Annotated in this window: 19 protein-coding genes; 10 read left to right on the top strand and 9 right to left on the bottom strand. The window is 71.7% G+C overall.

Annotation, left to right across the window (positions count from 1 at the left end; translation table 11 throughout):
- Positions 1–59: 59 nt before the first annotated feature.
- Positions 60–857: a DNA-formamidopyrimidine glycosylase family protein gene (locus tag ACZ3II_RS15660; RefSeq protein WP_465518327.1), complete on the bottom strand. Its 798-nt coding sequence runs from the start codon at positions 855–857 to the stop codon at positions 60–62.
- 450 nt (positions 858–1,307) lie between these two features.
- Positions 1,308–2,096, bottom strand: a complete 789-nt coding sequence (locus ACZ3II_RS15655) for an SAM hydrolase/SAM-dependent halogenase family protein (protein WP_465518326.1) — start codon at positions 2,094–2,096, stop codon at positions 1,308–1,310.
- A 73-nt stretch (positions 2,097–2,169) separates the two neighbouring features.
- Between ACZ3II_RS15655 and ACZ3II_RS15650 the strand changes: the two genes are divergently transcribed.
- Positions 2,170–3,099, top strand: coding sequence for an LLM class F420-dependent oxidoreductase (locus ACZ3II_RS15650; RefSeq protein WP_465518325.1), 930 nt, complete (start codon positions 2,170–2,172; stop codon positions 3,097–3,099).
- Between the two features lie 40 nt (positions 3,100–3,139).
- On the opposite strand, the gene ACZ3II_RS15645 is transcribed toward ACZ3II_RS15650, so the two are convergent.
- Positions 3,140–7,678 carry an ATP-dependent helicase gene (locus ACZ3II_RS15645; RefSeq protein ID WP_465518412.1) on the bottom strand — a complete coding sequence of 1,513 codons (4,539 nt, stop codon included), beginning with the start codon at positions 7,676–7,678 and terminating at the stop codon, positions 3,140–3,142.
- 239 nt (positions 7,679–7,917) lie between these two features.
- On the opposite strand from ACZ3II_RS15645, the gene ACZ3II_RS15640 reads away from it, so the two are divergent.
- The gene (locus ACZ3II_RS15640) at positions 7,918–10,515 is read left to right on the top strand and encodes a serine/threonine-protein kinase (RefSeq protein WP_465518324.1); all 2,598 of its coding nucleotides are present in this window, start codon (positions 7,918–7,920) and stop codon (positions 10,513–10,515) included.
- An 11-nt stretch (positions 10,516–10,526) separates the two neighbouring features.
- Here ACZ3II_RS15640 and leuE read toward each other — a convergent pair whose 3' ends face one another.
- Together leuE and ACZ3II_RS15630 are read right to left on the bottom strand one after the other, a co-directional pair.
- The gene (leuE, locus tag ACZ3II_RS15635) at positions 10,527–11,180 is read right to left on the bottom strand and encodes a leucine efflux protein LeuE (RefSeq protein WP_465518323.1); all 654 of its coding nucleotides are present in this window, start codon (positions 11,178–11,180) and stop codon (positions 10,527–10,529) included.
- Positions 11,181–11,205: 25 nt separating this feature from the next.
- The gene (locus tag ACZ3II_RS15630) at positions 11,206–12,444 is read right to left on the bottom strand and encodes a bifunctional pyridoxamine 5'-phosphate oxidase family protein/GNAT family N-acetyltransferase (RefSeq protein ID WP_465518322.1); all 1,239 of its coding nucleotides are present in this window, start codon (positions 12,442–12,444) and stop codon (positions 11,206–11,208) included.
- A gap of 63 nt (positions 12,445–12,507) precedes the next feature.
- On the opposite strand from ACZ3II_RS15630, the gene ACZ3II_RS15625 reads away from it, so the two are divergent.
- The 6 genes from ACZ3II_RS15625 to rny all read left to right on the top strand — a co-directional run bounded on the left by ACZ3II_RS15625 (position 12,508) and on the right by rny (position 20,320).
- Positions 12,508–13,854 carry an aminotransferase class I/II-fold pyridoxal phosphate-dependent enzyme gene (locus ACZ3II_RS15625; RefSeq protein ID WP_465518321.1) on the top strand — a complete coding sequence of 449 codons (1,347 nt, stop codon included), beginning with the start codon at positions 12,508–12,510 and terminating at the stop codon, positions 13,852–13,854.
- A 41-nt stretch (positions 13,855–13,895) separates the two neighbouring features.
- Positions 13,896–14,558, top strand: coding sequence for a UdgX family uracil-DNA binding protein (locus ACZ3II_RS15620; protein ID WP_465518320.1), 663 nt, complete (start codon positions 13,896–13,898; stop codon positions 14,556–14,558).
- A gap of 35 nt (positions 14,559–14,593) precedes the next feature.
- Positions 14,594–14,794 (top strand): DUF3046 domain-containing protein, encoded by a 201-nt coding sequence (locus ACZ3II_RS15615; RefSeq protein ID WP_465518319.1) that lies wholly within the window; start codon positions 14,594–14,596, stop codon positions 14,792–14,794.
- A gap of 196 nt (positions 14,795–14,990) precedes the next feature.
- Complete coding sequence (recA, locus tag ACZ3II_RS15610; RefSeq protein ID WP_465518318.1) at positions 14,991–16,043, top strand: recombinase RecA; 1,053 nt, start codon at positions 14,991–14,993, stop codon at positions 16,041–16,043.
- 14 nt (positions 16,044–16,057) lie between these two features.
- Positions 16,058–16,816 carry a regulatory protein RecX gene (locus ACZ3II_RS15605; protein WP_465518317.1) on the top strand — a complete coding sequence of 253 codons (759 nt, stop codon included), beginning with the start codon at positions 16,058–16,060 and terminating at the stop codon, positions 16,814–16,816.
- A 1,776-nt stretch (positions 16,817–18,592) separates the two neighbouring features.
- Entirely contained in the window at positions 18,593–20,320 is a 1,728-nt protein-coding gene (rny, locus tag ACZ3II_RS15600; RefSeq protein ID WP_465518316.1) for a ribonuclease Y, read from the top strand.
- A 7-nt stretch (positions 20,321–20,327) separates the two neighbouring features.
- On the opposite strand, the gene ACZ3II_RS15595 is transcribed toward rny, so the two are convergent.
- The 4 genes from ACZ3II_RS15595 to ACZ3II_RS15580 all read right to left on the bottom strand — a co-directional run bounded on the left by ACZ3II_RS15595 (position 20,328) and on the right by ACZ3II_RS15580 (position 23,645).
- Entirely contained in the window at positions 20,328–21,182 is an 855-nt protein-coding gene (locus ACZ3II_RS15595) for an amino acid ABC transporter permease (RefSeq protein ID WP_465518315.1), read from the bottom strand.
- The gene (locus ACZ3II_RS15590; protein WP_465518314.1) at positions 21,179–21,835 is read right to left on the bottom strand and encodes an amino acid ABC transporter permease; all 657 of its coding nucleotides are present in this window, start codon (positions 21,833–21,835) and stop codon (positions 21,179–21,181) included. Before ACZ3II_RS15590 ends, ACZ3II_RS15595 begins: the two co-directional genes overlap by 4 nt.
- Before the next feature lie 69 nt (positions 21,836–21,904).
- Positions 21,905–22,846, bottom strand: coding sequence for a glutamate ABC transporter substrate-binding protein (locus ACZ3II_RS15585; protein ID WP_465518313.1), 942 nt, complete (start codon positions 22,844–22,846; stop codon positions 21,905–21,907).
- Between the two features lie 55 nt (positions 22,847–22,901).
- The gene (locus tag ACZ3II_RS15580; protein ID WP_465518312.1) at positions 22,902–23,645 is read right to left on the bottom strand and encodes an amino acid ABC transporter ATP-binding protein; all 744 of its coding nucleotides are present in this window, start codon (positions 23,643–23,645) and stop codon (positions 22,902–22,904) included.
- A gap of 138 nt (positions 23,646–23,783) precedes the next feature.
- Between ACZ3II_RS15580 and ACZ3II_RS15575 the strand changes: the two genes are divergently transcribed.
- Both ACZ3II_RS15575 and miaB read left to right on the top strand, forming a co-directional pair.
- Positions 23,784–24,248 carry a hypothetical protein gene (locus ACZ3II_RS15575; RefSeq protein WP_465518311.1) on the top strand — a complete coding sequence of 155 codons (465 nt, stop codon included), beginning with the start codon at positions 23,784–23,786 and terminating at the stop codon, positions 24,246–24,248.
- A gap of 23 nt (positions 24,249–24,271) precedes the next feature.
- On the top strand, positions 24,272–25,759 hold the full coding sequence (miaB, locus tag ACZ3II_RS15570; RefSeq protein ID WP_465518310.1) for a tRNA (N6-isopentenyl adenosine(37)-C2)-methylthiotransferase MiaB: 1,488 nt from the start codon (positions 24,272–24,274) through the stop codon (positions 25,757–25,759).
- Positions 25,760–25,761: the final 2 nt, after the last annotated feature.

Genomic DNA, 25,761 nt, shown 5'->3' with positions numbered 1-25,761 from the left:
CTGTCTCGGCGGGGTTGAGACACCCCTGAGAGCCAGCCGGACGAACCCGTGGCAACGGGTCAGCGGGCCGCGGGCTCCGGCTGGCAGCGCGGACACCAGTAGGTGACCCGTTCGTCCTGCTCGGCCTTGCGGATGGCCGTGCCGCATCGGCGGCACGGCTGAGCGCGTCTGCCGTACACATAACTGGTCTGGCCCTTGCGCAGCGAACCGGTGGTGGTCTGCGTCCAGCGGCCCCGGTTGGACGCCACCAGCTTCTGCGCCATCTCGACGGTGCCGGTGAGATCCGGCACGTCGGCGACCGGCGTCCACGGCCACAGGCCGCGCAGGAAGAGCGTCTCCGCCTTGTAGAGGTTGCCCACCCCCGCGAGGTTCCGCTGGTCGAGCAGGGCCTCGGCGATGCTGGCCGACGGCTTGGCCGTGATCCGGCGGACCGCCTCGGCCGGATCCCAGTCGGCGCCGAGCAGATCCGGGCCGAGATGGCCGACCAGAGAGTCCTCCGCGGACGTGGGGATCAGTGTCACCTCGTGCAGGTGGTAGCCGACGGCCACCGACCGGGCGGTCCGCAGCACCACCCGGATCAGGTGGGCGGGGCGGGCGGTCCAGCGTTCCCCGGGGGCGTACGCGCGCCAGGCGCCCTCCATCCGCAGATGCGAGTGCAGGGTGTGCGAGGGCCTGCCGTCCCGGGTGAGCCGCAGCAGCAGATGCTTGCCCCGGCTCGCGGACTCGGCGACCGCCCAGCCGGCGAGATCGGTGGTGGCCAGCCGCGGCACCCGGAAATCCGAGCCGGTCAGAACCTCCCCGGTCAGAGCCTTCTCCAGCACGCGGGCGGTGTTCCAGACGGTGTCCCCTTCCGGCATGCCTCCATTCTGCCGGTTCATGACACGATCCGCCGGTTCGCGCCCCGTTCGCCCTGTCCACGCGCGGCGGGGCGTCCCCGTGGACGTGGGTGTCTGTCCTCCCGGACTCGGCGCGACCGTGGTGACCCCGCCGGACCGAGGCCCACTGGCCGTAGCCCGCGGCATCCGGTCATTGATCCGGCTACGGCGGACCACGGTGCCGAGCGGGTCTGTCCGGCTGGTTGTGGTGGCTGTCTCAACAGCGCCAAGACGGCCATGAGAGCCAGCCGGGGGTGACCGTAAGGGGCATGCACGGGCCGCACCCGTGGGACGGTCGTGAGGAGACGCCTGCCGGGGTGACCGCAAGGGGCATGCACGGGCCACACCCGCGGGACGGTCGTAAGGGGACGCCTGCCGGGGCCGCCGCGAGGCAGGGGACTTCGCGGGGCCCGTACCGGATGAGGGTTTGATTCAGCGTGCTGTGATGCGGACCGTGTCGCCGGGGACGACGGAGAGCAGCACCACGGCGCGGCCGTTGTTGACGGCGATCGCGACGCGCCCGGCGGAGTCGGGGAAGACCAGCAGCTCGCCCACGCCCACGTCGGCGAACGTGGTGCCGCGGCGGGCCCGGACGTTCCCGTTGACCAGGAGTTCGGAGCCGATCCCGGACAGCGTGGACGCCTCCGCCGCCAACTGCACGTTGCCGAAACGGTCGACGGTCAGCACCTCCGCCTCGATCCAGCCGTCGCCGACGGTGACCATCGGGTCGGGCAGGCGGATCAGGGTCGCCGGATCGACCGCCGGGCCTGCCTCCGCGGGCGCCGCGCCGGCCGCCAGCCGGGCCGCCGCCGGGGCGAACACGTCACGGCCGTGGAAGGTCCGGGCGACGTCGCCGAGCCGCCAGTCCTCGTTGTCCAGCTCGTGCGCCGCCGTGATGCCGCCGAGCGCCTCGGCCGCCCAGATCAGCAGGCCGTTGTCCGGGCCGACGAGCAGGCCGTTCGGCGTGGTGAGCACGACGCCGCGGCGGGCGGTGCCGACGCCGGGGTCGACGACCGCGAGATGCACCGAGGCCGGCAGGAAGGGGGCGGTCTGCGCCAGGACGGCGGCGCCGCGGCTGACGTCGGCCGGCGGGACATGATGCGTGACGTCGATCACTCGAACATCGGGCGCGACGCGGGCGATCGACCCATGGCAGGCGGCGACGAAGCCGTCGAAAGTGCCGTAATCGGTGGTGAAACTGATCCATCCATAACCGGCCATGGTGGTCAACGTTACTGCCTGTTGTTGGTCGATGTGGGGCGGGCGCGCCGGAGTGGCGTGGCAGTGTTGATCCATGCGTCTCGTGATCTTCACCGAACCCCAGCAGGGCGCCACCCACGACGATCTCCTGCGGGTCGCCAAGGCCGCCGAGGACGGCGGATACGACGGGTTCTTCCGCTCCGACCACTACCTCAAGATGGGCGGAGTGTCCGGTCTGCCCGGCCCGACCGACGCGTGGATCACACTGGCCGCGCTGGCCGTCCAGACCTCGCGGATCCGGCTCGGCACCCTCGTCAGCTCGGCCACCTTCCGGCTGCCCGGCCCGCTCGCGATCGCGGTGGCCCAGGTCGACGCGATGAGCGGTGGCCGGATCGAGTTCGGCCTCGGCGGCGGCTGGTTCGAGGAGGAGCACACGGCGTACGGCATCCCGTTCCCGGCGCTCGGCGAGCGGTTCGACCGTCTCGAGGAGCAGCTGGAGATCATCACCGGGCTGTGGGAGACCCCTGCCGGTTCGACCTACGACTTCGACGGCAAGCACTACCGGATCAGCGATTCGCCCGCGCTGCCCAAGCCGGTGCAGTCGCCCCGCCCGCCGGTGATCGTCGGCGGCCACGGCAAGAAGCGCACGCCGTACCTGGCGGCCCGTTACGCCACCGAGTTCAACGTCCCGTTCTCCAAGATCGAGGACATCCCGGCACAGTTCGACCGGGTCCGTGCCGCCTCCGACGCGCTCGGCCGCGCCGAGCACCCGGCCTTCTCCGCCGCCGCCGTCCTCTGCGTGGGCCGCGACGACGCCGAGGTCCGCCGCCGCGCCGCCGCGATCGGCCGCGAACCCGAGGAGATGCGCGCCAACGGCGGCGTCGTCGGCACCCCGGCCGAGGCGGTGGACATCATCCGCCGGTACGCCGAGGCCGGCGCCTCCCGCCTGTTCCTGCAGGTCCTCGACCTGTCCGACATCGACCACGTCAACCTGGTCGCCTCCGAGGTCGTGCCGCAGCTCTGACCCGGCCGCCCGCCCTCGCCGCCTCGTCGGGCGGCGAGGGTCAGGCACGGAGGCGCAGACCACGGGGCGTCGTACGGAAACCGGCCGCTGTCAACGCGTCCCGCAGCGGCGACGCGTGCACCGACTCACCGTCGGCGCGTTCCACCGACAGGGGGCCGAGCGCGCCCGATCGGACCGCCCCCGCGAGTCCGTGTGCCGCCCGCCCGAGCGCCTCGGTGTCGTCCACGAACGACAGCAGGGTCCGCCCGCCGCGTTCCACGTAGAGCGCCAGATCGCCACCGGACAGCACCACCAGGGCGCCCGCTTTGCGGCCGGCCCGGTGACCGGCCTTGGCGGTCGGCTCGCCGTCACCACTGTCCACGATGCGTTCCGGCCAGGGGAGCGCCGCACCGTACGGGTTGGCCGGATCCGTCGCCGCCAGCACCACCGCCGGTGCGCCGCCGCGCCGCTCCTCGTCGGGCTCGGTCAGCGCCCGCAGCCGGTCGACCGCCCCCGGCACCGCGAACTGGGCCGCGCCGAGACCCTCGACGAAATAGCCACGCCGCGCCGCCCCGCGTTCCTCCAGCGCCGCCAGAACCGGGTAGACCGCTGCGAACCCGCCGCTCACCCCCTCCGCCACGGCCGCGCCGCGGGTCACCACACCGTGCCGCTCCAGCAGCACGTCGGCGACGGCCGCGGCCCGCCGGGTCGGGTCCGGATCCCGCTCGGGCAGACGTGACCAGCGGCCCGCCATGTTCGGCGGCCCGCCGCGAGCCGGCAGGTTCGGGCGGCCGGGGCGCCGATAGCGGGCGCGGGCCGGCGCGGCTTTCGCCCGGTGCGCGCCGCTGCCGCCGAGCAGGGCCCGCAGCGGCGCGAACGTGTCGTTGGTCAGATGCCCGGCCCACACCAGGTCCCACACGGCAGCGGCGAGCCCGGTGTCGTCGGTCGAGCCGACCCGGTCCGAGAGCGAACGGAAGAACAGGGCCTGCCCGTCCTCCAGCACCGCGAGCACACTCTGGTGCAGCGGGGTCGCGGCGAAATCCTCGTCCGGCGGAGGCAGCAGGAGCGGGGCGCTCTCCGCATAGGCCAGCGTCACCCAGCCGTCCCCACCGGTGATCGAACCCGAGCCGGCCCACAGCACCTCGCCGGCGGCACACAGCTCGTCCAGCTGGGGTGGCGTGTAGTCGGCGACCCGGGCCGGCAGCACCAGCCGCTCCCACGCCGAGGCCGGCACCGCCACCCCCTGCACCTGCTCGATCGCGGCGGCGAGCGCGTCGATCCCGCGGGCGTTGCCGCCCACCTGCTGCCAGCGGGGCAGGAAGGTGGCCAGCACCCGGGGCGGCACCGGCTCGATCTCCCGGCGCAGCGCCGCCAGCGACCGCCGCCGCAGCATCCGCAGCACCTCGGCGTCGCACCACTCGGTGCCCGCGCCGCCGGGGGAGAACTCGCCGGACGTGACCCGGCCGGTCGCGCTGAGGCGTTTGAGCGCCTGCTCGACCACGAAGACGCCGAGGCCGAACCGGGCCGCACAGGTCGCCGCCGCGAACGGCCCGTGCGTCCGGGCGAACCGGGCGACCAGGTCACCGAGCGGATCGGCGACCGGCTCGAGATAGGCCTCGGGAACGCCGACCGGCAGCGCCACGCCGAGCGCGTCCCGATAGCGGCCGGCGTCCTCGATGCCGATCCAGCGGTCCTGCCCGGCCACCCGGACCCGGATCGCCCGGCGCGCCGCCGCGAGCGCCTCCACCCACTCCTCCGGGACGCCGCGCACGGCCAGCTCGTCGGCGGACAGGTCGCCGAGGAGCCGGAGCAGCTCGGCCGCGTCCTCCGCGTCCCGCGGCGTCCGCTGCGTGGTGAGCCACTGCAACTGCGCCTCGGTCTCGGTCACCACCTCCGGATCGAGCAGCTCCCGCAGGTCGACCCGGCCGAGCAGCTCGCCGAGCAACGTCGAGTCCAGGGTCAGCGCGGCCGCCCGCCGCTCGGCCAGTGGCGCGTCGCCCTCGTAGAGGAACGCCCCCACGTAACCGAAGAGCAGCGACCGGGCGAACGGCGACGGCCGTGCCGTCTCCGCCTCGACCAGCCGCACCTTGCGGCCGGAGATCTCCCGCATCAGGCCGGCCAGGCCGGGCACGTCGAACACGTCCTGCAGGCACTCGCGGGCCGCCTCCAGAGTGACCGGGAAGTCGGCGAACTCGCGGGCCACCTCCAGCAGCTGCGCCGAGCGCTGCCGCTGCTGCCAGAGCGGCTGCCGGCGGCGTGGATCACGGCGGGGCAGCAGCAGCGAGCGGGCGGCGCACTCGCGGAACCGGGACGCGAACAGCGCCGACGTGCCGACCGTCTCCTCGACCAGCTGAGCGATCTCCTCCGGGTCGAAGGCGATCAGCTCGGCGCCGGGCGGCTCGTCGGCGGTGTCCGGCAGGCGCACCACGATGCCGTCGTCGGAGGGCATCACCTGGCCGTCCACCCCGAACCGCTCGCTGAGCCGCCGGCCGATGGCGAGGGCCCACGGCGCGTTGACCCGGGCGCCCAGCACACAGTGCACGGTCATCCGCCAGTCACCCAGCTCGTCGCGGAACCGCTCGACCACGATGGTCCGGTCGTCGGGCAGATGCCGGGTCGACTCCCGCTGCTCGCGCAGGTAGGAGATCAGGTTGCCGGCCGCCCACTCGTCCAGCCCGGACTCGCGCAGCGCTGCCGTGGCGGCCTCGTCGCCGGCCTTGGCCAGCCCGCGCAGCCGGGCGCCGATGGCCCGCCCCAGCTCGATCGGCCGGCCCGGCGAATCCCCTTTCCAGAACGGCATCCGCGCGGGAGCGCCCGGCGCGGGGGAGACCAGCACCCGATCGGGCGTGATGTCCTCGATCCGCCAGGAGGTCGAGCCGAGCAGGAAGACGTCACCGACGCGGGACTCGTAGACCATCTCCTCGTCGAGCTCGCCGACCCGGGAGGCCCGCTCGGAACCGGCGAGGAAGACCCCGAACGTCCCCCGGTCCGGGATGGTGCCGCCGCTGGTCACCGCCAGGCGCTGGGCGCCGGGGCGGCCGGTGAGCAGGTCGGTGGCCCGGTCCCAGACCAGGCGCGGGCGCAGCTCGGCGAACGCGGTCGACGGATAGCGCCCGGACAGCATGTCGAGCACCGCGTGCAGCGCCGACGACGGCAGCTCGGCGAACGGGGCGGCCCGGCGGACCAGGGCGGCCAGATCGTCCACCTGCCACTCGTCGAGGGCCACCATCGCGACGATCTGCTGGGCGAGCACGTCGAGCGGATTGCGGGGATAGCGCAGCTCCTCGATCGCGCCGTCGCCCATCCGCTCCGCCACCACGGCACAGGACAGCAGGTCACCGCGATGCTTCGGGAAGACGACGCCCCGGGAGACCGCGCCGACCTGGTGCCCGGCCCGGCCGATGCGCTGCAGCCCCGCCGCGACCGACGGCGGCGCCTCGATCTGCACCACCAGATCGACCGCGCCCATGTCGATGCCGAGCTCCAGGCTGGAGGTCGCCACCACCGCCGGGAGCAGCCCGGACTTCAGCGCCTCCTCGATCTGTTTGCGCTCCTCACGGGAGACGCTGCCGTGATGGGCTCGGGCCACCACCGGCGGCGCGCCCCGGGTGCCGCCGGCCTGCGCCATGATCTCCGCGGGCGTCCGGCCGCCGGTGACCGCCTGGGCGAGACTCGGGTCGGCGCGCTCGGCGGACAGCTCGTTGAGGCGGGCACAGAGCCGCTCGGATCCGCGCCGGGAATTGGTGAACACGATCGTCGACCGATGCGCCTCGATCAGGTCGAGAACCCGCTCCTCGACCGCCGGCCAGATCGACGGCGTGTGCCGGCCCGCCCCCGGATCGTCCTGATCGGGATCCGGCCGCTCGTCGAGCCGGGTCATGTCCTCCACCGGGACCTCGACCGTGACCTCGATCGTCTTGGCGCTGCGCGGCTGCACGATCTCCACATCGCGGGCGCCGCCCAGGAACCGGGCGGTCTCGTCGATCGGCCGCACCGTCGCGGACAGGCCGACCCGTTGCGCCGGTGTCTCCAGCAGCGCGTCCAGCCGCTCCAGGGAGAGGGCCAGGTGTGCGCCCCGCTTGGTGGCCGCGACGGCGTGCACCTCGTCGATGATCACCGTCTGGACGGCCCGCAGCGACTCCCGGGCCGCCGACGTGAGCAGCAGGAACAACGACTCCGGCGTGGTGATCAGGATGTCCGGTGGGGTCCGGGTGAAGCCGCGCCGCTCGTCCGCCGGGGTGTCGCCGGTGCGCATGCCGACGGTGATGTCCGGCGGGGGCAGGCCCAGCCGCCCGGCGGCCTGGCGGATGCCGGTCAGCGGCGCGCGCAGGTTGCGCTCCACATCGACCGCCAGCGCCTTCAGCGGGCTCACATAGAGCACCCGGCACCGCTGCCGGGGCTCCTCGGGCAGCGGCTCACGGGCCAGCCGGTCGAGCGACCAGAGGAACGCCGCCAGCGTCTTGCCGGACCCGGTGGGCGCCACCACCAGGGCATTGCGGCCCGCGCCGATCGCCCGCCACGCCCCGGTCTGAGCGGCGGTGGGCGCGGCGAAGGCGGCCGTGAACCACTCACGTGTGGCTGGACCGAACTTCTCGAGCACCTCTCGCACGCCTCACATCCTGCCTCGCGGGTATGACAAAAACCGGGGCCCGGGCGCGGCGGCCCACCAAGATTTTCCGGCCGCCCACGGTTCCCCGTCTTCAACCCCTGCGGCGTACGGGGTGAGTTCGGTGAAGCGATCTCGCGTCGTACGAGCCGCACGCGGGGACCGGGTGATCGTCGTTTCTTGGGCGGTCTGTGCGTGATTATCCTGATACCCGACGTGATGGGTGGGTGCCGATGGCGGTCAGGCAGATGCTCGTCGCCGGTCGGTACCGTCTCCTGGAACCGGTCGGCGCGGGTGGGATGGGCCGGGTCTGGCTGGCCCGGGACGAGATGCTGCACCGCGACGTGGCCGTCAAGGAGATCATTCCGCCGGACTGGATGACCGACGCGGAACAGGATCGTCTCCGGGAGCGGACGCTTCGCGAGGCCCGCAGCGCCGCCCGGCTGAACCATCCCAACGTTGTCCGGATCTACGACGTGGTGCACGCCGACGGCCTCTCCTGGATCGTCATGGAATATGTCCCGTCCCGGTCGCTCCACCAGGTCCTGCACGACCAGGGGCCGTACGATCCGGCGATCGCCGCCCGGATCGGCCTGGCCGTCCTGGACGCGCTCGACGCCGCGCACCAGGCCGGGGTCCTGCACCGCGACATCAAGCCGCACAACGTTCTGATCGGAACCGACGGGCGGGTGGTGCTGACCGATTTCGGTCTGGCCACGTTCGTGGACGACGGCTCCGTGACGGCTCCGGGGCTGATCGTCGGCTCACCGCAGTACGTCTCCCCGGAACGGGCCCGGGAAGGCGCCTCCACCGTCGAATCCGACCTCTGGTCGCTGGGGGCGACGCTGTACGCCGCGGTCGAGGGCCGGTCCCCGTACGCCCGGGAGACAGCGATGGCGACCCTCGCCGCCCTCGCCACCGAGCCGCCCGACCCGCCGCTCCGGGCCGGGCCGCTGACCCCGGTCCTCGACGGTCTGCTGCGCTACGAGCCGGCCGCCCGCCTGACGGTTCCCGAGATCGAACGCCGCCTCCACATGATCGTGTACGCCGGCGCGCCGGAGGCCCCGGTCCCGGGCGGGCGCCGGGACCGTGCCCGCCGATCCGCCGGCGACGCCCCGGAACCGGATGTGCTGCCGGTGGCGTCCGGCGGCTCGGGGGTCGGCGTCCCCGCGGACGACGCGGGGCTGCGGCGGCGCAGGCACGCGGCGCCACCAGGGGTGACCCGGCGGGGACCGGCTGCCGCGGCCGTCCGTCCGTCGCCCCGCTCCCAGGCGAGACCTGCCCCGCCGCAGCCCCGGCCGGTCCGGGCCGGGGAACCGCCGGCGGTGACGCCGCAGCCGCCCGGCAACCGTGCCGTGTCGCCGGTGGTGCCCGCGCCACGTTCGCCGTCGGGCGCCGTCGTCAGTGGTTCTCGCTCGCCCGGAACGGACGCTCCACCACCTGTGGACCGTGACGCGCCGGACGAGAGCCGGCCGTCGGCCGGCCGCACCGCCGAACCGGCGCCGGCCGCTCCGTCCGGTGCGCCTGAGGCTTCCGTTCTGGCCGGTCCCGCCGGGGCTGTCGTTCCGGCTGATCCACCCGAAGGGAAGCCGGAGACCGCATCCGCTCCGGCTGAATCCGCCGCGACGAGGCCGCCAGCCGGTCCTGTTCCGGCTGGACCGGTGGAGGCGAGGCCGCAGAGCGGATCAGCCGAACGGGAACCGATGGGCGGGCCGCCCCTGGCCGCTGCCATCACCGACCCGATCGTGGCGGATCCGGCCGAACCGGAGACCACCCCGCTGCCCCCGCCGCCCGGTCAGGCCCTCGTGCTCGCCACCCCGGCCGCCTCCACCGGGACGGCGCGGCGGCTGCGGGTCCGGGTGACCCAGGCCCGTCTCGCCGTCACGGCCCTGGTTCTGCTGCTCGCCACGGGCAGCCTGCTGACGGGTTACGTCGCGGAACTGAACGAGCCCCGGCCGCAGGTCTTCTTCCCGTCGGCGGGGGCGCCGTCCACCGCCGTACCCTCGCAGCTCTCACCGGCACCGGGAGCGCCGCTGCCCACCGGCATGCCCGGCTTCTCGGCGGGGCATGGTGGAGAACCCGCGGGACCCGGCCCGGCCGCATCATCCGGCCCCGGCCCCGGGCAGATCCCGCCAGGCCCGTCCGGCGCCGGCCCGAACTCGCCGATCCCGTCCGCGGCCGGATCAGCCCTGTTCCTACCGGGTCCGTCGGCGGGCGGATCGGCGCCGGGGCCGTCCGCGTCCGTGCCGGCGACCGTCGAGCGCAAGCCGTTCTCGCCGGCGCTCTGCGACAGCGCACCGCCCCCCGGCCTGCCTGTCACCCCGCAGAAGGGCGCGGCCCGTGGCGTCAACGGATGGACGTTGCAGGCCGGCTGGTCCTACTTCACCGACGGAACCGGTTTCCACATCGCCGTACCCGACGGGTGGACGTACCAGCGGGCCGGTGCCACCTACTGCTTCCGGAGCCCGCGCAACACCAGGGTGATGAGCCTGGACACCGGACGGGATCCCGGCGCCGATCCGCTGGCGGCGACCCAGGCCGAGGCCCGCCGCCTCGCGGGCGCGCGGAGCCTGCCCGGTTACGCCCTGGTCGGTGTCGTCCCGGTGCCGTTGCTGCACAGGGCGGCCGACTGGGAGTTCCGGTACCGCTCGGCGGCCGGGGCGGCTCGGCACTCCGGGATCCGCTGGTTCGTCCTCGACGGCCGCGGTTATGCGCTGGGCTGGAGCACGCCGGAGAAGACCTGGGCCGCTGATCTCGTCAAGATCCAGTTGATTCGCGGGACCTTTTACACCGACCGGACCCCGCCGGCCCCGCGCCTGGGCCGCCGCTGATCACCGTCGCCTCAACCGACGCTGGCGGTCGCCAGCTTGACGCCGAAGCCCACGAACAGCGCGCCGACCGCGGTGGTCGCCCCGGTCGCGAGCCGGCGCCGCTGCCGGAACTGGCCGGCGAGATAGCGGCCACCGAAGATCAGCGCCGTGAGGTAGAGGCCGCTGAAGAACTGCACCACCGCGCCGAGGATCAGGAACGACAGCGCGGGATGCGGATAGCCGGGCTCGACGAACTGGATGAAGAACGAGACGAAGAACAGGATCGCCTTCGGATTGAGCAGGCTGATCACCGCGGCACGCCGGAACGGCCGCTGCAGGCCGGCCGCCGGCTCCTCCGCGACCGTGACGGCGGGCTCGGCACGGCTCCGCCACCGTTTCCCGGCGCTGCGGATGATGTTGACGCCCACCCAGCCCAGGTAGGCGGCGCCGGCGTATTTCAGCACCAGGAACAGCGCGGGATAGGTGCTCAGCAACGAGGCGACACCGGTCGCGGAGAGGATCATCAGCACGGCGTCGCCCAGGAAGACGCCGGCGGCCGCCTGGTAGCCGGCACGGATGCCCCGCTGTGCGCCGACCGAGAGCACGAAGATCGAGTTCGGCCCGGGGAGCAGGATGATGGCGACGACGCCGAGGACGTACGTCCAGAAGTCGGTGATGCCCAGCATCGGTCAATCTTTCTCGAAACGCGGGTCAGCCCGCTGCCAATCGGTCCCGGAGGCGTTGCGCTGCGGCCGGCCACTCGTCCACGGTCATGGCGAACAGCACGGTGTCGCGCCAGGTGCCGTCCGGCCGCCGGCGCTGGCGGCGGATCATACCGTCCCGGCTGGCGCCCAGACGTGCGATGGCCCGCTGGGAGCGCTCGTTGCGAACGTCCGTGTACCAGAACACGCGCTCGGCGCCGAGCACGTCGAACGCCCTCTCCAGCAGCAACAGCTTGGCCTCGGTGTTCACCCCGGTCCGCCACCATCGGCGGCCGACCATCGTGTGGCCGATGCCGACGGCGCGCAGGGTGACGTCGATGTCGTGATAGGTGGTCATCCCGATCACCGTGCCGGTGGTGGGGTCGACCTGGGCCCATGCCGAACGCTGGCCCAGCCACTGGCCGCGCAGCACCCCGGCGACGTCCTCGGCCAGCTCGTCGGCGGTCCGTGGCCGGGGGAACGGGATGTGCCGCCAGACCTCCTCGTCGTCGAGCGCCTCGAAGAGCGCCGGCACATGACCGGGGGTGAGCGGCTCCAGCCGCACGTGACGGCCCTCCAGGAGGACCGGTGTCTGCCACGGCGAGGGGGAACCCGGAAGGTACGGCGGGGGCGCGGCCGCGACACCCGGCGCGGTCTCCGGCGGCCCGGTGACCACGCGCAGCGGGAGGACGCCGGCCCAGTGCGGCTGGTCCAGGTCCTCCGGATCGTCGTTGACGCCGCCGGACCGGGCCCGCACCGACACCTCCTCCAGCGGGAGCGCGAGCACGGTGGTCTGGGCGAGCTCCTGCCGGGTGGGTGGCCGGCTGTCCGCCGCCCGGCCCGGACCCACCTTCTCGGTCAGGGCGGTCAGCACCCGGAGCTTCTCCGCCTCCTCGGTGACCGGGCGCGCGGTGCCGTGGATGACCACGGAGCGATAGTTGGCGCTGTGGCTGAACTGGGACCGGGCATAGACCAGGCCGTCGAGCACGGTCACGGACACGCACACCGGAACGCCCGCACCGCGTGCCGCCAGCCCGAGCCGTGAGCCGGTGGAGCCGTGCAGATAAAGCGTGCCGTCCACCCGGACGTGCAGATTCGGCAGGACGCGGGGCTCGCCGTCGACGACGAAACCCACCGCGCAGTCATACGCCTCGTCGAGGATGGCATGGGCCGGCTCGCGGTCGTAGCTCATGCGTGCGCGGGTGCGGTGGGGGATCGTCCGCGGGGTGGGGGTGTAGAGATCGGTCATCGGATCCTCCCCGGTCGGGGTTTCGGCTTGCTTCGGTGGCTGTACTAGTACACAATCTTCACTGTGGCAGAACAGTATCAGGTCAACGGCGAGAACGCCGCCGAGATTTCGGCCAGCATCGAAGCGGGCGTGGTCCGGGGCGACTGGGTGGCCGGGGCGGCGCTGCCGCCGGTGCGCGTCCTCGCGGGCGCTCTGCACGTCAGCCCCGCGACGGTCGCCAAGGCCTATCAGGAGCTGCGGCAGCGCGGCGTGATCGAGACCGAGGGCCGGCGGGGCACCCGGGTCCGGTCCCGTCCCGCGGTGACCGGTCCACGGTCCGCCCTGCGCACGCCGATCCCGGCCGGCCTGCGTGACCTCTCCACCGGCGAGCCGGACCCGCATCTGCTGCCGTCCCTGGCACCGGCCCTGGCCGCCGTCGCGTCCCGCTTCGGGCAGCCCCACGGATATGCGTCCGCCTCCACCATGCCCGAGCTGTCCGACGCGGCCCGCCCTCGGCTGCTCGGCGAGGGCGTGCCGGTCGACGGGGCGGAGATCGTGGTCACCGGGGGCGCGCTCGACTCGATCGAGCGGGTGCTCGGCGCCCACCTGCGCCCGGGTGACGCGGTCGCGATCGAGGATCCGGGCTGGGCGGCTCTGATCGATCTGCTGGCCGCCCTGGGCCTGCGGGCCGTGCCGGTGGCGGTCGACGAGGAGGGACCCGATCCGGAGGCGCTGGCGGCCGCGCTGCGCTCCGGGGCCCGTGCCGTCGTGGTCACCGTCCGCGCGCAGAACCCGACCGGCGCCGCGGTGAGCGCGGACCGTGCCGAGCGGCTGCGCGGGCTGCTGCGTGGCCATCCCGGGGTCGTGGTCATCGAGGACGATCACGCCGCCGAGCTGGCCGATCGCCCGCCGCACTGTATCGGCCCGGTGACCGGCTCCTGGGCCTTCGTGCGGTCCGCCTCGAAACCTTTCGGCCCGGACCTGCGCATCGCGGTGCTCGCCGGCGACGAGACCACCGTCGCCCGGGTGGCCGGGCGGATGCGGATCGGCGCCGGCTGGGTCTCCACCGTCCTGCAGCGGATGCTGCTGTGGCTGTGGCAGGACCCCGCGACGACCGACCAGGTGACCCGGGCCCGCGAGACCTACGGGCGGGCGCGTCGCCGCCTGCGCGATGCCCTTCGCGCGGAAGGTGTCGAGGCTCACGGCGACACCGGCATCAACGTCTGGGTGCCGGTGCCGGACGAGACCCGGGTGGTCACCGGCCTCCGCGATCGGGGGTACGCGGTCGCTCCCGGCACCTACTTCCGCCTGGAGTCCCCACCGGGGATCCGCGTCACGATCAGCTCGCTGGGCCACCGGGAGATCGACGACCTGGCCGGAGCGATCGCGGCCGCCGTCCGTCCCGCGGGAGCCGCCGCCCCGATGAGGTGACCGGGCCGGTTCTTGTCGGTGGGTAGGGGTAGAACGTTCCCATGCCAAGGACGGAAGCGCCGGTGGGCGCGCAGCAGTGGGTACCTCCGCACGCCCGGAGCATCGACGAGTTGAAGTCGGCGGCGGCGGACTGTCACGGCTGCGAGCTCCACGAGAACGCGACCCAGACCGTGTTCGGCCGCGGCGCCCCGGACGCGCGGATCGTCTTCGTCGGTGAGCAGCCCGGTGACGTCGAGGACCAGCACGGCCTGCCGTTCGTGGGCCCGGCCGGCCGGTTGCTCCGGACCGCCGTCGACGACGCCGGCATCAACCCCGCTGAGTTGTACATCACCAATGCCGTGAAGCACTTCCGGTTCGTCCAGCGGGGCGCCCGGCGCATCCACCAGACCCCGGAGACGACCCACATCACCGCCTGCCGGCCCTGGGTCGTCTCCGAGTTCGCGTTGCTCAAGCCGGAGCTGGTGGTCATCCTCGGCGCCACCGCGGGCAAGGCGCTGCTCGGTCCGTCGTTCCGGGTGACCCGGTCGCGCGGCCAGCTCATGCCGTGGCCCGCGTCGGCCCAGCATCCGGAGGACTTCCCGGTGGCGCAGATCCAGGCGCTGGCCACCATCCACCCGTCGGCGGTGCTGCGGGCCGACGATCGGGAGACGGCCTATCGCGGGCTCGTCGACGATCTCCGGATCGCGGCGGCCGCTGTCGCCTGAGGGGTGACGATCCCGCCCGTGGGTATCCTTCGCCGGTGCGGCTGACAGACTTCTGGGAACGGTTGGAACAGAGCTTCGGCTCCGCGTACGCCCGCAGCATCGCGGCCGATCACGCCTTCACGGCGCTCGGCGGGCGGACGATCGACGAAGCCATCGCTCAGGGTGTCGACACCGCCACGATCTGGCGCGCGGTGGTCGCGACGTACCCCGATCGGGTGCCGTCGCGGCTGCGCTGAGCAGGGATTAGAACATCCGTTCTGGCGTGTCGGTCGATAGTCGTACAGGTGTTCGGCTATTGTCCACGGCGGCTCGGTCATCCACAGCACACGACGGGGCGGAGGATTTTTGTCATACCCACCGCCTACCGTGTCGACCGTGGTGAACAAAAGCTCGTCCGCGAAGAACGCGAAGTCGAATACAGGGGTGGCGGGAATGGCTGCAGGAGCACCTGATCGGGAGAAAGCGCTCGAACTGGCGCTGGCACAGATCGACAAGCAGTTCGGCAAGGGTTCGTGCATGCGGCTCGGGGAGCGGCCGGTCGTCCAGACCGCTGTCATCCCGACCAGCTCCATCGCCCTCGACGTGGCGCTCGGTGTCGGTGGCCTGCCGCGTGGCCGCGTCATCGAGGTCTACGGCCCGGAGTCGAGCGGTAAGACCACGGTCGCCCTGCACGCCGTGGCCAACGCGCAGAAGGCCGGCGGCATCGCCGCCTTCATCGACGCCGAGCACGCTCTCGACCCGGAGTACGCGCGGGCGCTCGGTGTCGACACCGACGCCCTGCTGGTGTCCCAGCCGGACACCGGTGAGCAGGCTCTGGAGATCGCGGACATGCTGATCCGCTCCGGCGCTCTGGACATCATCGTCATCGACTCGGTGGCCGCCCTCGTGCCGCGTGCCGAGATCGAGGGTGAGATGGGCGACAGTCACGTCGGCCTCCAGGCCCGGCTGATGAGCCAGGCCCTCCGGAAGATCACCGGCATTCTGAACAACTCCGGCACCACCGCGATCTTCATCAACCAGCTCCGCGAGAAGATCGGCGTCATGTTCGGCTCGCCGGAGACCACGACCGGTGGCCGCGCGCTGAAGTTCTACGCGTCGGTCCGTCTGGACGTCCGGCGCATCGAGAGCCTGAAGGACGGCACCGACGTCATCGGTAACCGGACCCGGGTCAAGGTCGTCAAGAACAAGGTGGCCGCGCCGTTCAAGCAGGCCGAGTTCGACATCATGTACGGCAAGGGCATCTCCCGGGAGGGCTCGCTCATCGACGTCGGTGTCGAGCAGGGCTTCATCCGCAAGTCCGGCGCCTGGTACACGTATGACGGCGACCAGCTCGGCCAGGGCAAGGAGAAGGCCCGGGAGTTCCTCAAGGAGAACCCCGACGTCGCCGCCGAGATCGAGAAGAAGATCCTGGAGAAGCTCGGTGTCGGGCAGGTTGTGAACAGCGACGCGACCGGCGGGCCCGAGCTGCCGCCCGTCGACTTCTGATCCGGTAATCCGCGATGGCGGGACGACGCGGTGCACGGTCCGGGCGCGGATGGGATGCCATCCCGCCCCGGACCGGCGCCGGCATGTCACCTGACGACGAGTCCGGAGAGCCGCGGCGAGGCGCCGGGCGCCGGGGCCGTCGTGGCGCCTCCGGCCCGGGGTGGCCGTCCGCTGCGGGTCCCGAGGGCCCGGGCGGGCCCGGCGAGCCTCGCAGCGGAGACAACAGCGGGCCACCGCGCAGCGAGTCGGAGGTGGCCCGGGAGATCTGTCTGCGCCAGCTGGCGGTCCGGCCGCGGACCCGCGCCGAGCTCGCGAAGGTTCTGCAGCGCAAGGAGATCTCCGAAGAGGTGATCGCCGAGGTCCTCGACCGCTACGACGAGGTCGGGATCATCGACGACGCGGCGTTCGCCCGGGCATGGGTCTCCAGCCGGCATCACGGCCGGGGCCTGGCGCGACGAGCCCTCGCCAACGAGCTGCGCCAGCGTGGCGTCGATGCCGAGGTGGCCGACGAGGCTCTCGAAGCCGTCGACGACGAGGCGGAGGCCACGGCGGCGCGGGCGCTGGTCGACCGCAAGCTCCGGACGGCGACGGGTTCGCCCGATGCGGTCTTCCGGCGGCTGGTCGCGATGCTCGCCCGCAAGGGTTATCCGGCGGGCATCGCCATCCGGGCGGTGAAGGACGCGCTGGCGGCACGCGATGCTGAGGCCGCCGAGTTCGCCGACGCGATCGATGCCGACGCCCTGGCCGACGAGGCGACCGACCTGCAGTCCTGAGACCGGGCGATCTTCCGCAGCAGACGCGCGGCGGCGTGCTGTCCGGTCACCGGTGATGAGACGGCTGATCGTTGGCAGGGCTGTGGTGGGACCGTCGGGTGGCCGGTCGCCCGGTTCGGGTGAGCCTGGCCGGTGGATGGTGTCGGGCGGCTGCTGATTCCGGTGAGGCTGGGTACGCCGTACCGATGAGAGAGATGTGCCGCGTCGACCAAGGGTCCGCGGCGTTGGCGCCGGCTGACCCGTCCTCCGCCGATATAGTTCTGATGTGAGGATTGCTCCTCTAGTCGGTATTCGGAGGGATATCACGCGACGGGGGCAGGGCGAGGGCGGCTGATACGCTCAGTGACTACGGCTCGTGGTCACGCTCCGTGTCGTGGGCTCGGGTGTGCCGCGGTGATGGTGATTGCCGAGGATGTGCCGGTGACGGAGCGGTGTGATCGCACGGTACGTCTGGAATTGTCCTGTGGGATCGTGAGCAGGACGTAAGCATCCCTGTGCCGTACGTCCTATCCGCTGCCGAATCATGAGTCCTTGACCGAAGTGGTGCTCGCGACCTAGCCTCGCGTTACACAAGGTTTGCTCGACCATCGTATGCAACAGGCACAACATAGATCGCATTACATTACGGCATCACTTGGGCGCTTTTCGGTCCAGGAGAGGCTTCCGTCGGCCGCTGACCGCGCGGCGGACGGCGCGACATACCGGCGGTCAACCCCACAACTCCACACACTCCTGATTCGAGCGGCTGATCGTCGGCTCGCCGATGGGCTTCCGGTACGGCCGGGGGAAGGTCGAATGGGTTTCGAGCGGTGATGTCCGCCCGGGACGTCGATCATTTCCACGGACGGTGACGGTGGTCTCGGTCGGTGAGAGGGCTCGAGGCTACGCAGGGGAATGCCGTCCGGGTCGCCGCATGGTGATCTTCGGGTGGTGTTGCCCTCGTCGGCGATTCCGGACGGGTGTTCCGAGTGTCTTCGGAACGTTCGGGAAGCGGCACGGCCTCGATCCGTCATCAGGTCCGGTCAGCGCGAGGCGGCAGCAAGATCCAGTCACCTTTCCGCCGATGCGGACCGGAAGCGGGCCGGGAGATCCGATCGCCGAGGCGGCCAGCCCCGGCGAACGATCCACCGAGAAGCGGAAGGCGGGCAGCCGGAGGGCGAAAGGCAGCAGCCGGAAACCCGAGCGCGGAAGGCAGCAGCCGGAAACCTGGGGGCGAAGGCGGCAGCCGGGCCCAAGGGCAAGCGGCAGCCGGAGACCGAGGGCCGGAGGCGGCAGCCGAAGGGCGAAGGCGGCAGCCGGAAACCCGAGGACCGAAAGCGGCAGCCGAAGGGGGAAGGCAGCAGCCGGAAACCCGAGGGCGGAAAGCAGCGGCCAGAGACTCGAGGGCAACAGCCGACAGGTGACAGCCGGAAGGTTGGAACCCGAAGCCGATCCCGACGGCCGCTACCCGAGGTCACCACTGGACAAGGCGGTGACCAGCCGGAACCGCCCCTCCGCGACCGCTGCGAACGGCCGGGCCGAGCGTGGGAATCCGCGATCAGCCCGCGGTGTCTGCCCCACCAGGTGGATGCCCGGACCGGGGTGGATGCCCGGACCAGGCGGATGCGCCGGCCCACCGGTGTCGTTCGGACGGAGACTGGAAGGTCGGGGTGGCCGAAGGCGGAGCGCGTACTCCCCGGGCCGGTGCCGCCCGCGGTCTGCTGCCTTGGTCGGGCATCCCGCAGAGATGCCCGCGCGCGTGTGCACCGCGCCGGCGGCGAAGGGAGACGCGGCGAGATGACCACCCCGCTGGACTGGGTGCTCGTGATTGCGATCATCGTGCTCGGCGCGTCGGTGATAGGCGGGATGGTTCTCGGGGCGCGTGCGCTGCGGCAGCTGCGCGCCGACCGGCAGGACGCCCAGGACCGCCAGGACCAGGCCGTCGGTGACGCCCAGGCCAAGGTCGCGGACGCCAACGCCAAAGCCGCTTCGGTACGCGCGGAGGCCGCCGCCGCCAAGGCCGAGGCGAGTGCCGCCCGCGCCGAGGCCCGCCGGGTTCTGGAGACCGCGCACAGCGAGGCCGACACCATCCTGGAACACGCTCACCGGCAGGCCGAGGCGGACGCCGAGCAGGTCCGGGCCGCCGCCCGCCGTTCCGGTGAACGCGAGATCGCCCTGCTCAACGCCACGGTGAAGGAGCAAGCCGCCGAGGTGGAGCGCCGCGCCGCCCGGATCGACGAGCGGGAGCGTCTGCACGGCGAGGAGGTGGAGCGCCTGGTCGAGCGGGAGCGCCGCCTGGCCGCCCTGGAGACCGAGCTGGCGAAACGGGAGTCGGCCCTGAAGAGCCGCGAGGCGGAGGTCGAGGCGGCGGAGAACACGAAGCGCCGGGAGCTGGAGCGGATCGCCGGGCTGACCGCGGACACCGCGAGGGGCGAGCTGATCGAGGCGATCGAGGGGCAGGCGAAGCGGGAGGCCGCGATCCTGGTCCGGGACATCGAGACGGACGCGCGGAACACCGCCGACACCCGGGCCCGGCACATCGTGGTGGACGCGATCCAGCGGATCGCGAGTGAGCAGACCGCGGAGAGCGTGGTCAGCGTGCTGCATCTGCCGAGCGACGAGATGAAGGGCCGGATCATCGGCCGTGAGGGCCGCAACATCCGGGCGTTCGAGTCGACCACCGGCGTCAACCTGATCATCGACGACACCCCGGAGGCGGTGCTGCTGTCCTGCTTCGACCCGGTGCGCCGGGAGGTGGGCCGGCTGACCCTGGAGAAGCTGGTGCTGGACGGGCGGATCCACCCGCACCGGATCGAGGAGGTCTTCGACAGCGCCAAGAACGAGGTGGAGCGGCTCTGTGACCGGGCGGCCGAGGAGGCCCTGGTCGATGTGGGCATCACCAGCATCCACCCGGAGATGGCGAAGCTGCTGGGCCGCCTGCGGTACCGCACGAGTTACGGGCAGAACGTGCTGAAGCACCTGGTGGAGACCGCGCACATCGCCGGGATCATGGCCGCCGAGCTGGGCCTGGACGTGCCGACGATGAAGCGGGCCGCGTTCCTGCACGACATCGGCAAGGCGCTCACCCACGAGGTGGAGGGCAGTCACGCTCTGATCGGCGCGGATCTCGCCCGGAAGTACGGCGAGCACGAGGACATCGTCCACGCGATCGAGGCGCACCACAACGAGGTGCCGCCGCAGACCATCGAGGCCGTGCTGACGCAGGCGTCGGACGCGTGTTCCGGGGGGCGGCCGGGGGCCCGGCGGGAGAGCTTGGAGGCGTACGTCAAAAGGCTCGAACGCATCGAGGAGATCGCCGGTGGCAAGACCGGGGTGGAGAAGGTCTTCGCGATGCAGGCCGGGCGCGAGATCCGGGTGATGGTGCGGCCGGACGACATCGACGACATCGGCGCCGCGGTCCTGGCCCGTGATGTGGCGAAGCAGATCGAGGAGGAGCTGACCTACCCGGGCCAGATCCGGGTCACCGTGGTACGTGAGTCCAGGGTGACGGAGCTGGCCCGGTGACGGAGCATCAGATCTGACGGGTCGCGTCGGTCAGCGGCAGAGCCTTGGCCTTCGCCTTGGGCAGGCGGGTCAGCCGCCGCTGCAGCCACCAGGCGAGGAACGACAGCGCGCCGCAGAGGGTGAGATAGATGGCCCCGACGACGAGGTACGCCGGAACGTAGGGGAGCCCGAACGCGAGCCGCCCGCCGATCGTCTTGCCGACGGTCAGCAGCTCCGGGTAGGTGATGATGAAGCCGAGCGCGGTGTCCTTGAGCAGGACCACGAGCTGGCTGACGATGGCCGGCAGCATGGCCCGGAACGCCTGCGGCAGCAGGATCAGCCGGACCACCTGGTTCTTGCGCATACCGACGGCGTACGCGGCCTCGGACTGCCCCTTGGCCACGGCGTTGATGCCGGCCCGGAAGATCTCCGCGAGCACCGACCCGTTGTACAGGGTGAGGCCGATGACCAGCGCCCACATCTTGTCGATCGGCCAGCCGTACTGCAGGGGCACGTAGTAGCCGAAGAAGATCAGGATGAGCAGCGGGATGGCCCGGAACAGCTCGACCACGAAGGTCGACGGCGCGCGCAGGGCGGCGTGGTCGCTGAGCCGGCCGGCGGCGAAGACCGAGCCGAACAGCAGCGCGAGCACTGTCGCGATGCCGGCCGCCTTGAGGGTGAACCAGACGCCGTTGACCAGTTCCATCTGCACGGCTTTGAACTTGAACTGGGCCCAGCGGCGTTCCTCGAACTGCCCGGTCTCCCAGAACCGGTAGATCACGAACGCGATCAGGCCGACGATCGCGAGGGTGGCGACCACCCCGATGATCAGGTTGCGGCGCCGGGCCTTGGGGCCGGGCAGGTCGTACAGCACCGAGGTCATCGCGCCACCCGCCACTTGCGTTCGAGGGCCCGCTGCAGGAACACCAGCGGGGTGATCAGGATCAGGAAGCCGATGGTGATCCACAGCAGGACGTAGAACTGGGGTTCACCACGCTCGGCCATGTACGCCGGGATCGCGCCCGCCTCCAGCACCGAGAAGCCGGCCGCGACGGTGGTGTTCTTCAGCATCGCGACCTCGACGCTGACCAGCGGCGGCACCATCGCGCGCAGCGCCTGCGGCAGCACGATCTGGCTGAGCACCTGGTAGAAGCTCATGCCCAGGGCCCGCGCCGCCTCGGCCTGGCCGGGGGCGACGGTGTTGATGCCGGAGCGGACCACCTCGCAGATGAACGCCGCCGTGTAGACCGTCAGGGCGGTGAAGGCCGCTTGCGGATAGTCCAGGTTGACGTCCAGCTTCGGGACCGCGAACACCAGGAACGCGAAGACCAGCGTCAGCGGGGTGTTGCGCACGATGTTGACGTACGTGGCGCCGAACCAGCGCAGCGCCGGGATCGGCGAGACCCGGAACGCGCCGAGCAGGACGCCGAGCGTCAGGCTGCCCACCGCGCTGATCAGGAACAGCTGCACCGTCATGGTGAAGCCTTCACGGAACAGTTGCCAGTTGTCCGTGAGTACGCTGAAGAATTCCGTCATGCCCGTCCTTCAACTGGACCGGCCGGCGCCGGGTGGCGGACCACCCGACGCCGGCCGGAACGACGTCGATCAGTAGCGCTCGAGGGTCGGCGGGGTGGCCGGCGAGCCGGACTTGCCCAGCGTGCCGTCGTAGATCTTCTGCCAGGTGCCGTCCTTGAAGCCGGCCTCCAGCTTGTCGTTGACGAAGTCGCGGAACGCCTTGTCGTCACGCGGCAGGCCGATGCCGTACTTCTCGGTGCTGAACGGCTGGCCGACGACCTTCAGGTCGCTCGGGCTCTGCGCGGCGTAGCCCTTGAGGATCGCGTCGTCGGTGGTGACGGCGTCGACCTTCTTGTCGAGCAGCTGCGAGACGCACTCGGAGTAGGTCTTGAACTCGACGATGTTCTCCGGCTCGGTCAGCTTCTCGTCGCGGACCCGCTGGATCGGCGTGGAGCCGGTGGCGGAGCAGACCTTCTTGCCCTTGAGGGTGTCCTTGCCGGTGATCGCGGTCTCGTCCTTGCGGACCAGCAGGTCCTGGCCGGCCACGAAGTACGGCCCGGCGAACGAGACGTCGGCCTTGCGCTTGTCGGTGATCGAGTAGGTGCCGACGTAGTAGTCGATCTCCCCACCCTTGATCGCGGTCTCCCGGTTGGCGGACGGGATCTCCTTGTACTCGATCTTGGCCGGGTCGATGCCCAGCTTCGACGCGATGTACTGCGCGGTCTCGATGTCGAAGCCGCAGCGGGTGCCGGCGGTGTCCTTGTAGCCCAGGTTCGGCTGGTCGAACTTGACGCCGATGACGACCTTGCCGGCGTTCTTGATCTTGTCGAAGGTCGGGCTGCCGGCGACCGCGGCGGCGGTGTCGGCGGTGAAGGTGGTGCCCGAGCTCTTACAGGTGTCGCCGGCGGCCGGCGCCGCGCCGCTGGCGCCGCCGTCCCCGCTCGGGGTGGGCGTGCCCTCCTGGCCGCAGGCGGACAGGCCGAACGTGAGAGCCGCGGCGGTGGCCAGTACGGCTACGCGAGTGAATCGCATATCTCTACTCCTTCTGGGATCAGGCCCGCCGTCGTGGGGCGGGCCCGCGAGGCGCTCAGTGCGTGAGGATCTTGGAGAGGAAGTCCTTGGCCCGGTCGCTGCGCGGGTTGGCGAAGAACTCCTCCGGTGCGGCCTGCTCGACGAGTTGACCGTCGGCCATGAAGACCACCCGGTCGGCCGCGTGCTTGGCGAAACCCATCTCGTGGGTGACGACCACCATGGTCATGCCCTCGCGGGCGAGCGAGGTCATCACGTCCAGCACCTCGCCGACCATCTCCGGGTCGAGCGCGCTGGTGGGCTCGTCGAAGAGCAGCGCCTTGGGCTGCATGGCGAGCGCCCGCGCGATGGCGACGCGCTGCTGCTGACCGCCGGACAGCTGGGCCGGGTACTTCTCGGCCTGGTTGGCGATGCCGACCCGCTCGAGCAGCGCCATGGCCCGGTCACGGACCTCGGCGGGCTTCTGCTTGAGCACCTTGACCGGCCCGAGCATCACGTTCTGCAGGATGCTCTTGTGCGCGAAGAGGTTGAACGACTGGAACACCATGCCGACCTCGCTGCGCAGCTTGGCCAGACCCCGGCCCTCGGCCGGCAGCTTCTGTCCGTCGAAGGTGATGGTGCCGGAGTCGATCGGCTCCAGCCGGTTGATGGCGCGGCACAGGGTGGACTTGCCGGACCCGGAGGGCCCGATCACCACCACCACCTCGCCACGCGCGACGGACAGGTCCACGTCCTGCAGCACGTGCAAGGGGCCGAACCACTTGTTGACGTTCTCAAGGACGATGAGAGCCTCGCCTGTCACCCCTGGTCCATCCGCTCGTTGTCGGTTCACTCGAATGGACACACCCTAGGGGCAGGTCCGTATCGGATTGTGTCGAGAATGGTCACGGAGCGATAACGCGTGACCTGCGCGGAGGGAGAGGTCCACACCATGGAGTTCATGGCTGACGGCCCGTGGAACTGGTGTGCCGCCGAACGGATCGATCCCGATCGAGTGCGCGGCGCTCTGGCCGGGGCTCTCGAGCGCCCGGTGCACGACCTGGTTCCCGGCGCCGCTCTGCTCTGCGATGTCTATCACGTCGGAGGAGACTTCCCCACCCTTATCGACGTCTACGTGACACCGTCCGGCGTCGCCGAGGAGACCATCGCGAGCGCGGTGGCGGTCCGGTTGCGGTCCGCGGTGCTGCTGCCCGACGACACCCTCAACCCTTCGCGGTACGTGCTGGCGGAGCCCGACGGGACGCTGCGGGCCGTGCACGTCGAGGAGGTGGAGACCGACGACGGCCCGGAACGCCGGCACGTCCGGCCCTGCACCGGCGCCGACCCGGCCTGTGCCGCCCGGGCCGGCTGCGACCGCTCGCGCTGGAAACCCGACCCGACACCGGGGCGGTCCGCCGCGGCCTGAGGCGGGTAGCCTGGTCAATTGCCATGACTACCGAGATGCAGGGCGCCGCTCGCACCTATGATGTGCGCACGTACGGCTGCCAGATGAACGTGCACGACAGCGAGCGGATCTCCGGCCTGATGGAGGACGCCGGCTATGTGCGCGCCGCTGACGCCGACGCCGCTGACGTGGTCGTCTTCAACACCTGCGCGGTCCGGGAGAACGCCGACAACCGCCTCTACGGCAACCTCGGCCACCTGCGCCCGACGAAGCTGAAGAACCCCGGCATGCAGATCGCGGTCGGCGGCTGCCTCGCCCAGAAGGACAAGGGCGACATCGTCAAGAAGGCGCCCTGGGTCGACGTCGTCTTCGGCACCCACAACATCGGCTCGCTGCCGGCGATGCTGGAACGCGCCCGGCACAACGAGGAGGCCCAGGTCGAGATCCTCGAGTCGCTCGAGGTCTTCCCCTCCACGCTGCCGACCAAGCGCGAGTCGTCGTACGCGGGCTGGGTCTCCATCTCGGTGGGCTGCAACAACACCTGCACCTTCTGCATCGTCCCGAGCCTGCGCGGCAAGGAGAAGGACCGCCGTCCCGGCGACATCCTGTCCGAGGTCCGGGCCCTGGTCGCCGAGGGCGTCCTGGAGGTGACCCTGCTCGGGCAGAACGTGAACTCCTACGGCGTCGAGTTCGGCGACAAGCTGGCCTTCGGCAAGCTGCTGCGCGCCTGCGGCGAGGTGGAGGGCCTGGAGCGGGTCCGGTTCACCAGCCCGCACCCGAAGGACTTCACCGACGACGTGATCGCCGCGATGGCCGAGACGCCGAACGTCTGCCACTCGCTGCACATGCCGCTGCAGTCCGGCTCCGACCGGGTGCTCAAGGCCATGCGCCGCAGCTACCGCCAGGAGAAATACCTGGGCATCATCGAGAAGGTCCGGGCCGCGATGCCGGACGCCGCGATCACCACCGACATCATCGTCGGCTTCCCCGGCGAGACCGAGGAGGACTTCGAGCAGACCCTCGAGGTGGTCCGGCGGGCCCGGTTCTCCAGCGCCTTCACCTTCCAGTACTCGAAGCGGCCCGGAACTCCCGCCGCGACCATGGACGACCAGTTGCCCAAGGCGGTCGTCCAGGCGCGGTACGAGCGTCTGATCGCCACCCTCGAGGACATCACCTGGGCGGAGAACAAGAAGCTCGTCGGGGAGAAGGTCGAGGTTCTGGTCGCGGTCGGCGAGGGCCGCAAGGACGAGCGGACCGGCCGGATGAGCGGGCGGGCCCGCGACGGCCGTCTGGTGCACTTCTCGACGGGTGGCCTGGCCCCCCGTCCGGGTGACATCGTCGAGACCGTCATCACGTACGCCGCTCCGCACCACCTGAACGCCGACGGTGACCCGCTCAGCCACCGGCGGACCCGCGCGGGCGATGTGTGGGAGTCCGGCCGTACCCCCAAGCTCAAAGGGGTTTCGCTCGGCCTGCCGAGCATCGGCGTCCCCGCCCCGCTGCCGCCCGCCACGGAGGGCTGCGCGCTGTAAAA

It is taken from the genome of Actinoplanes sp. NPDC019969 (assembly GCF_055562375.1).
The sequence above is the reverse complement of the archived record's forward strand: the minus strand, read 5'-3'. Positions and strand labels throughout refer to the sequence as shown.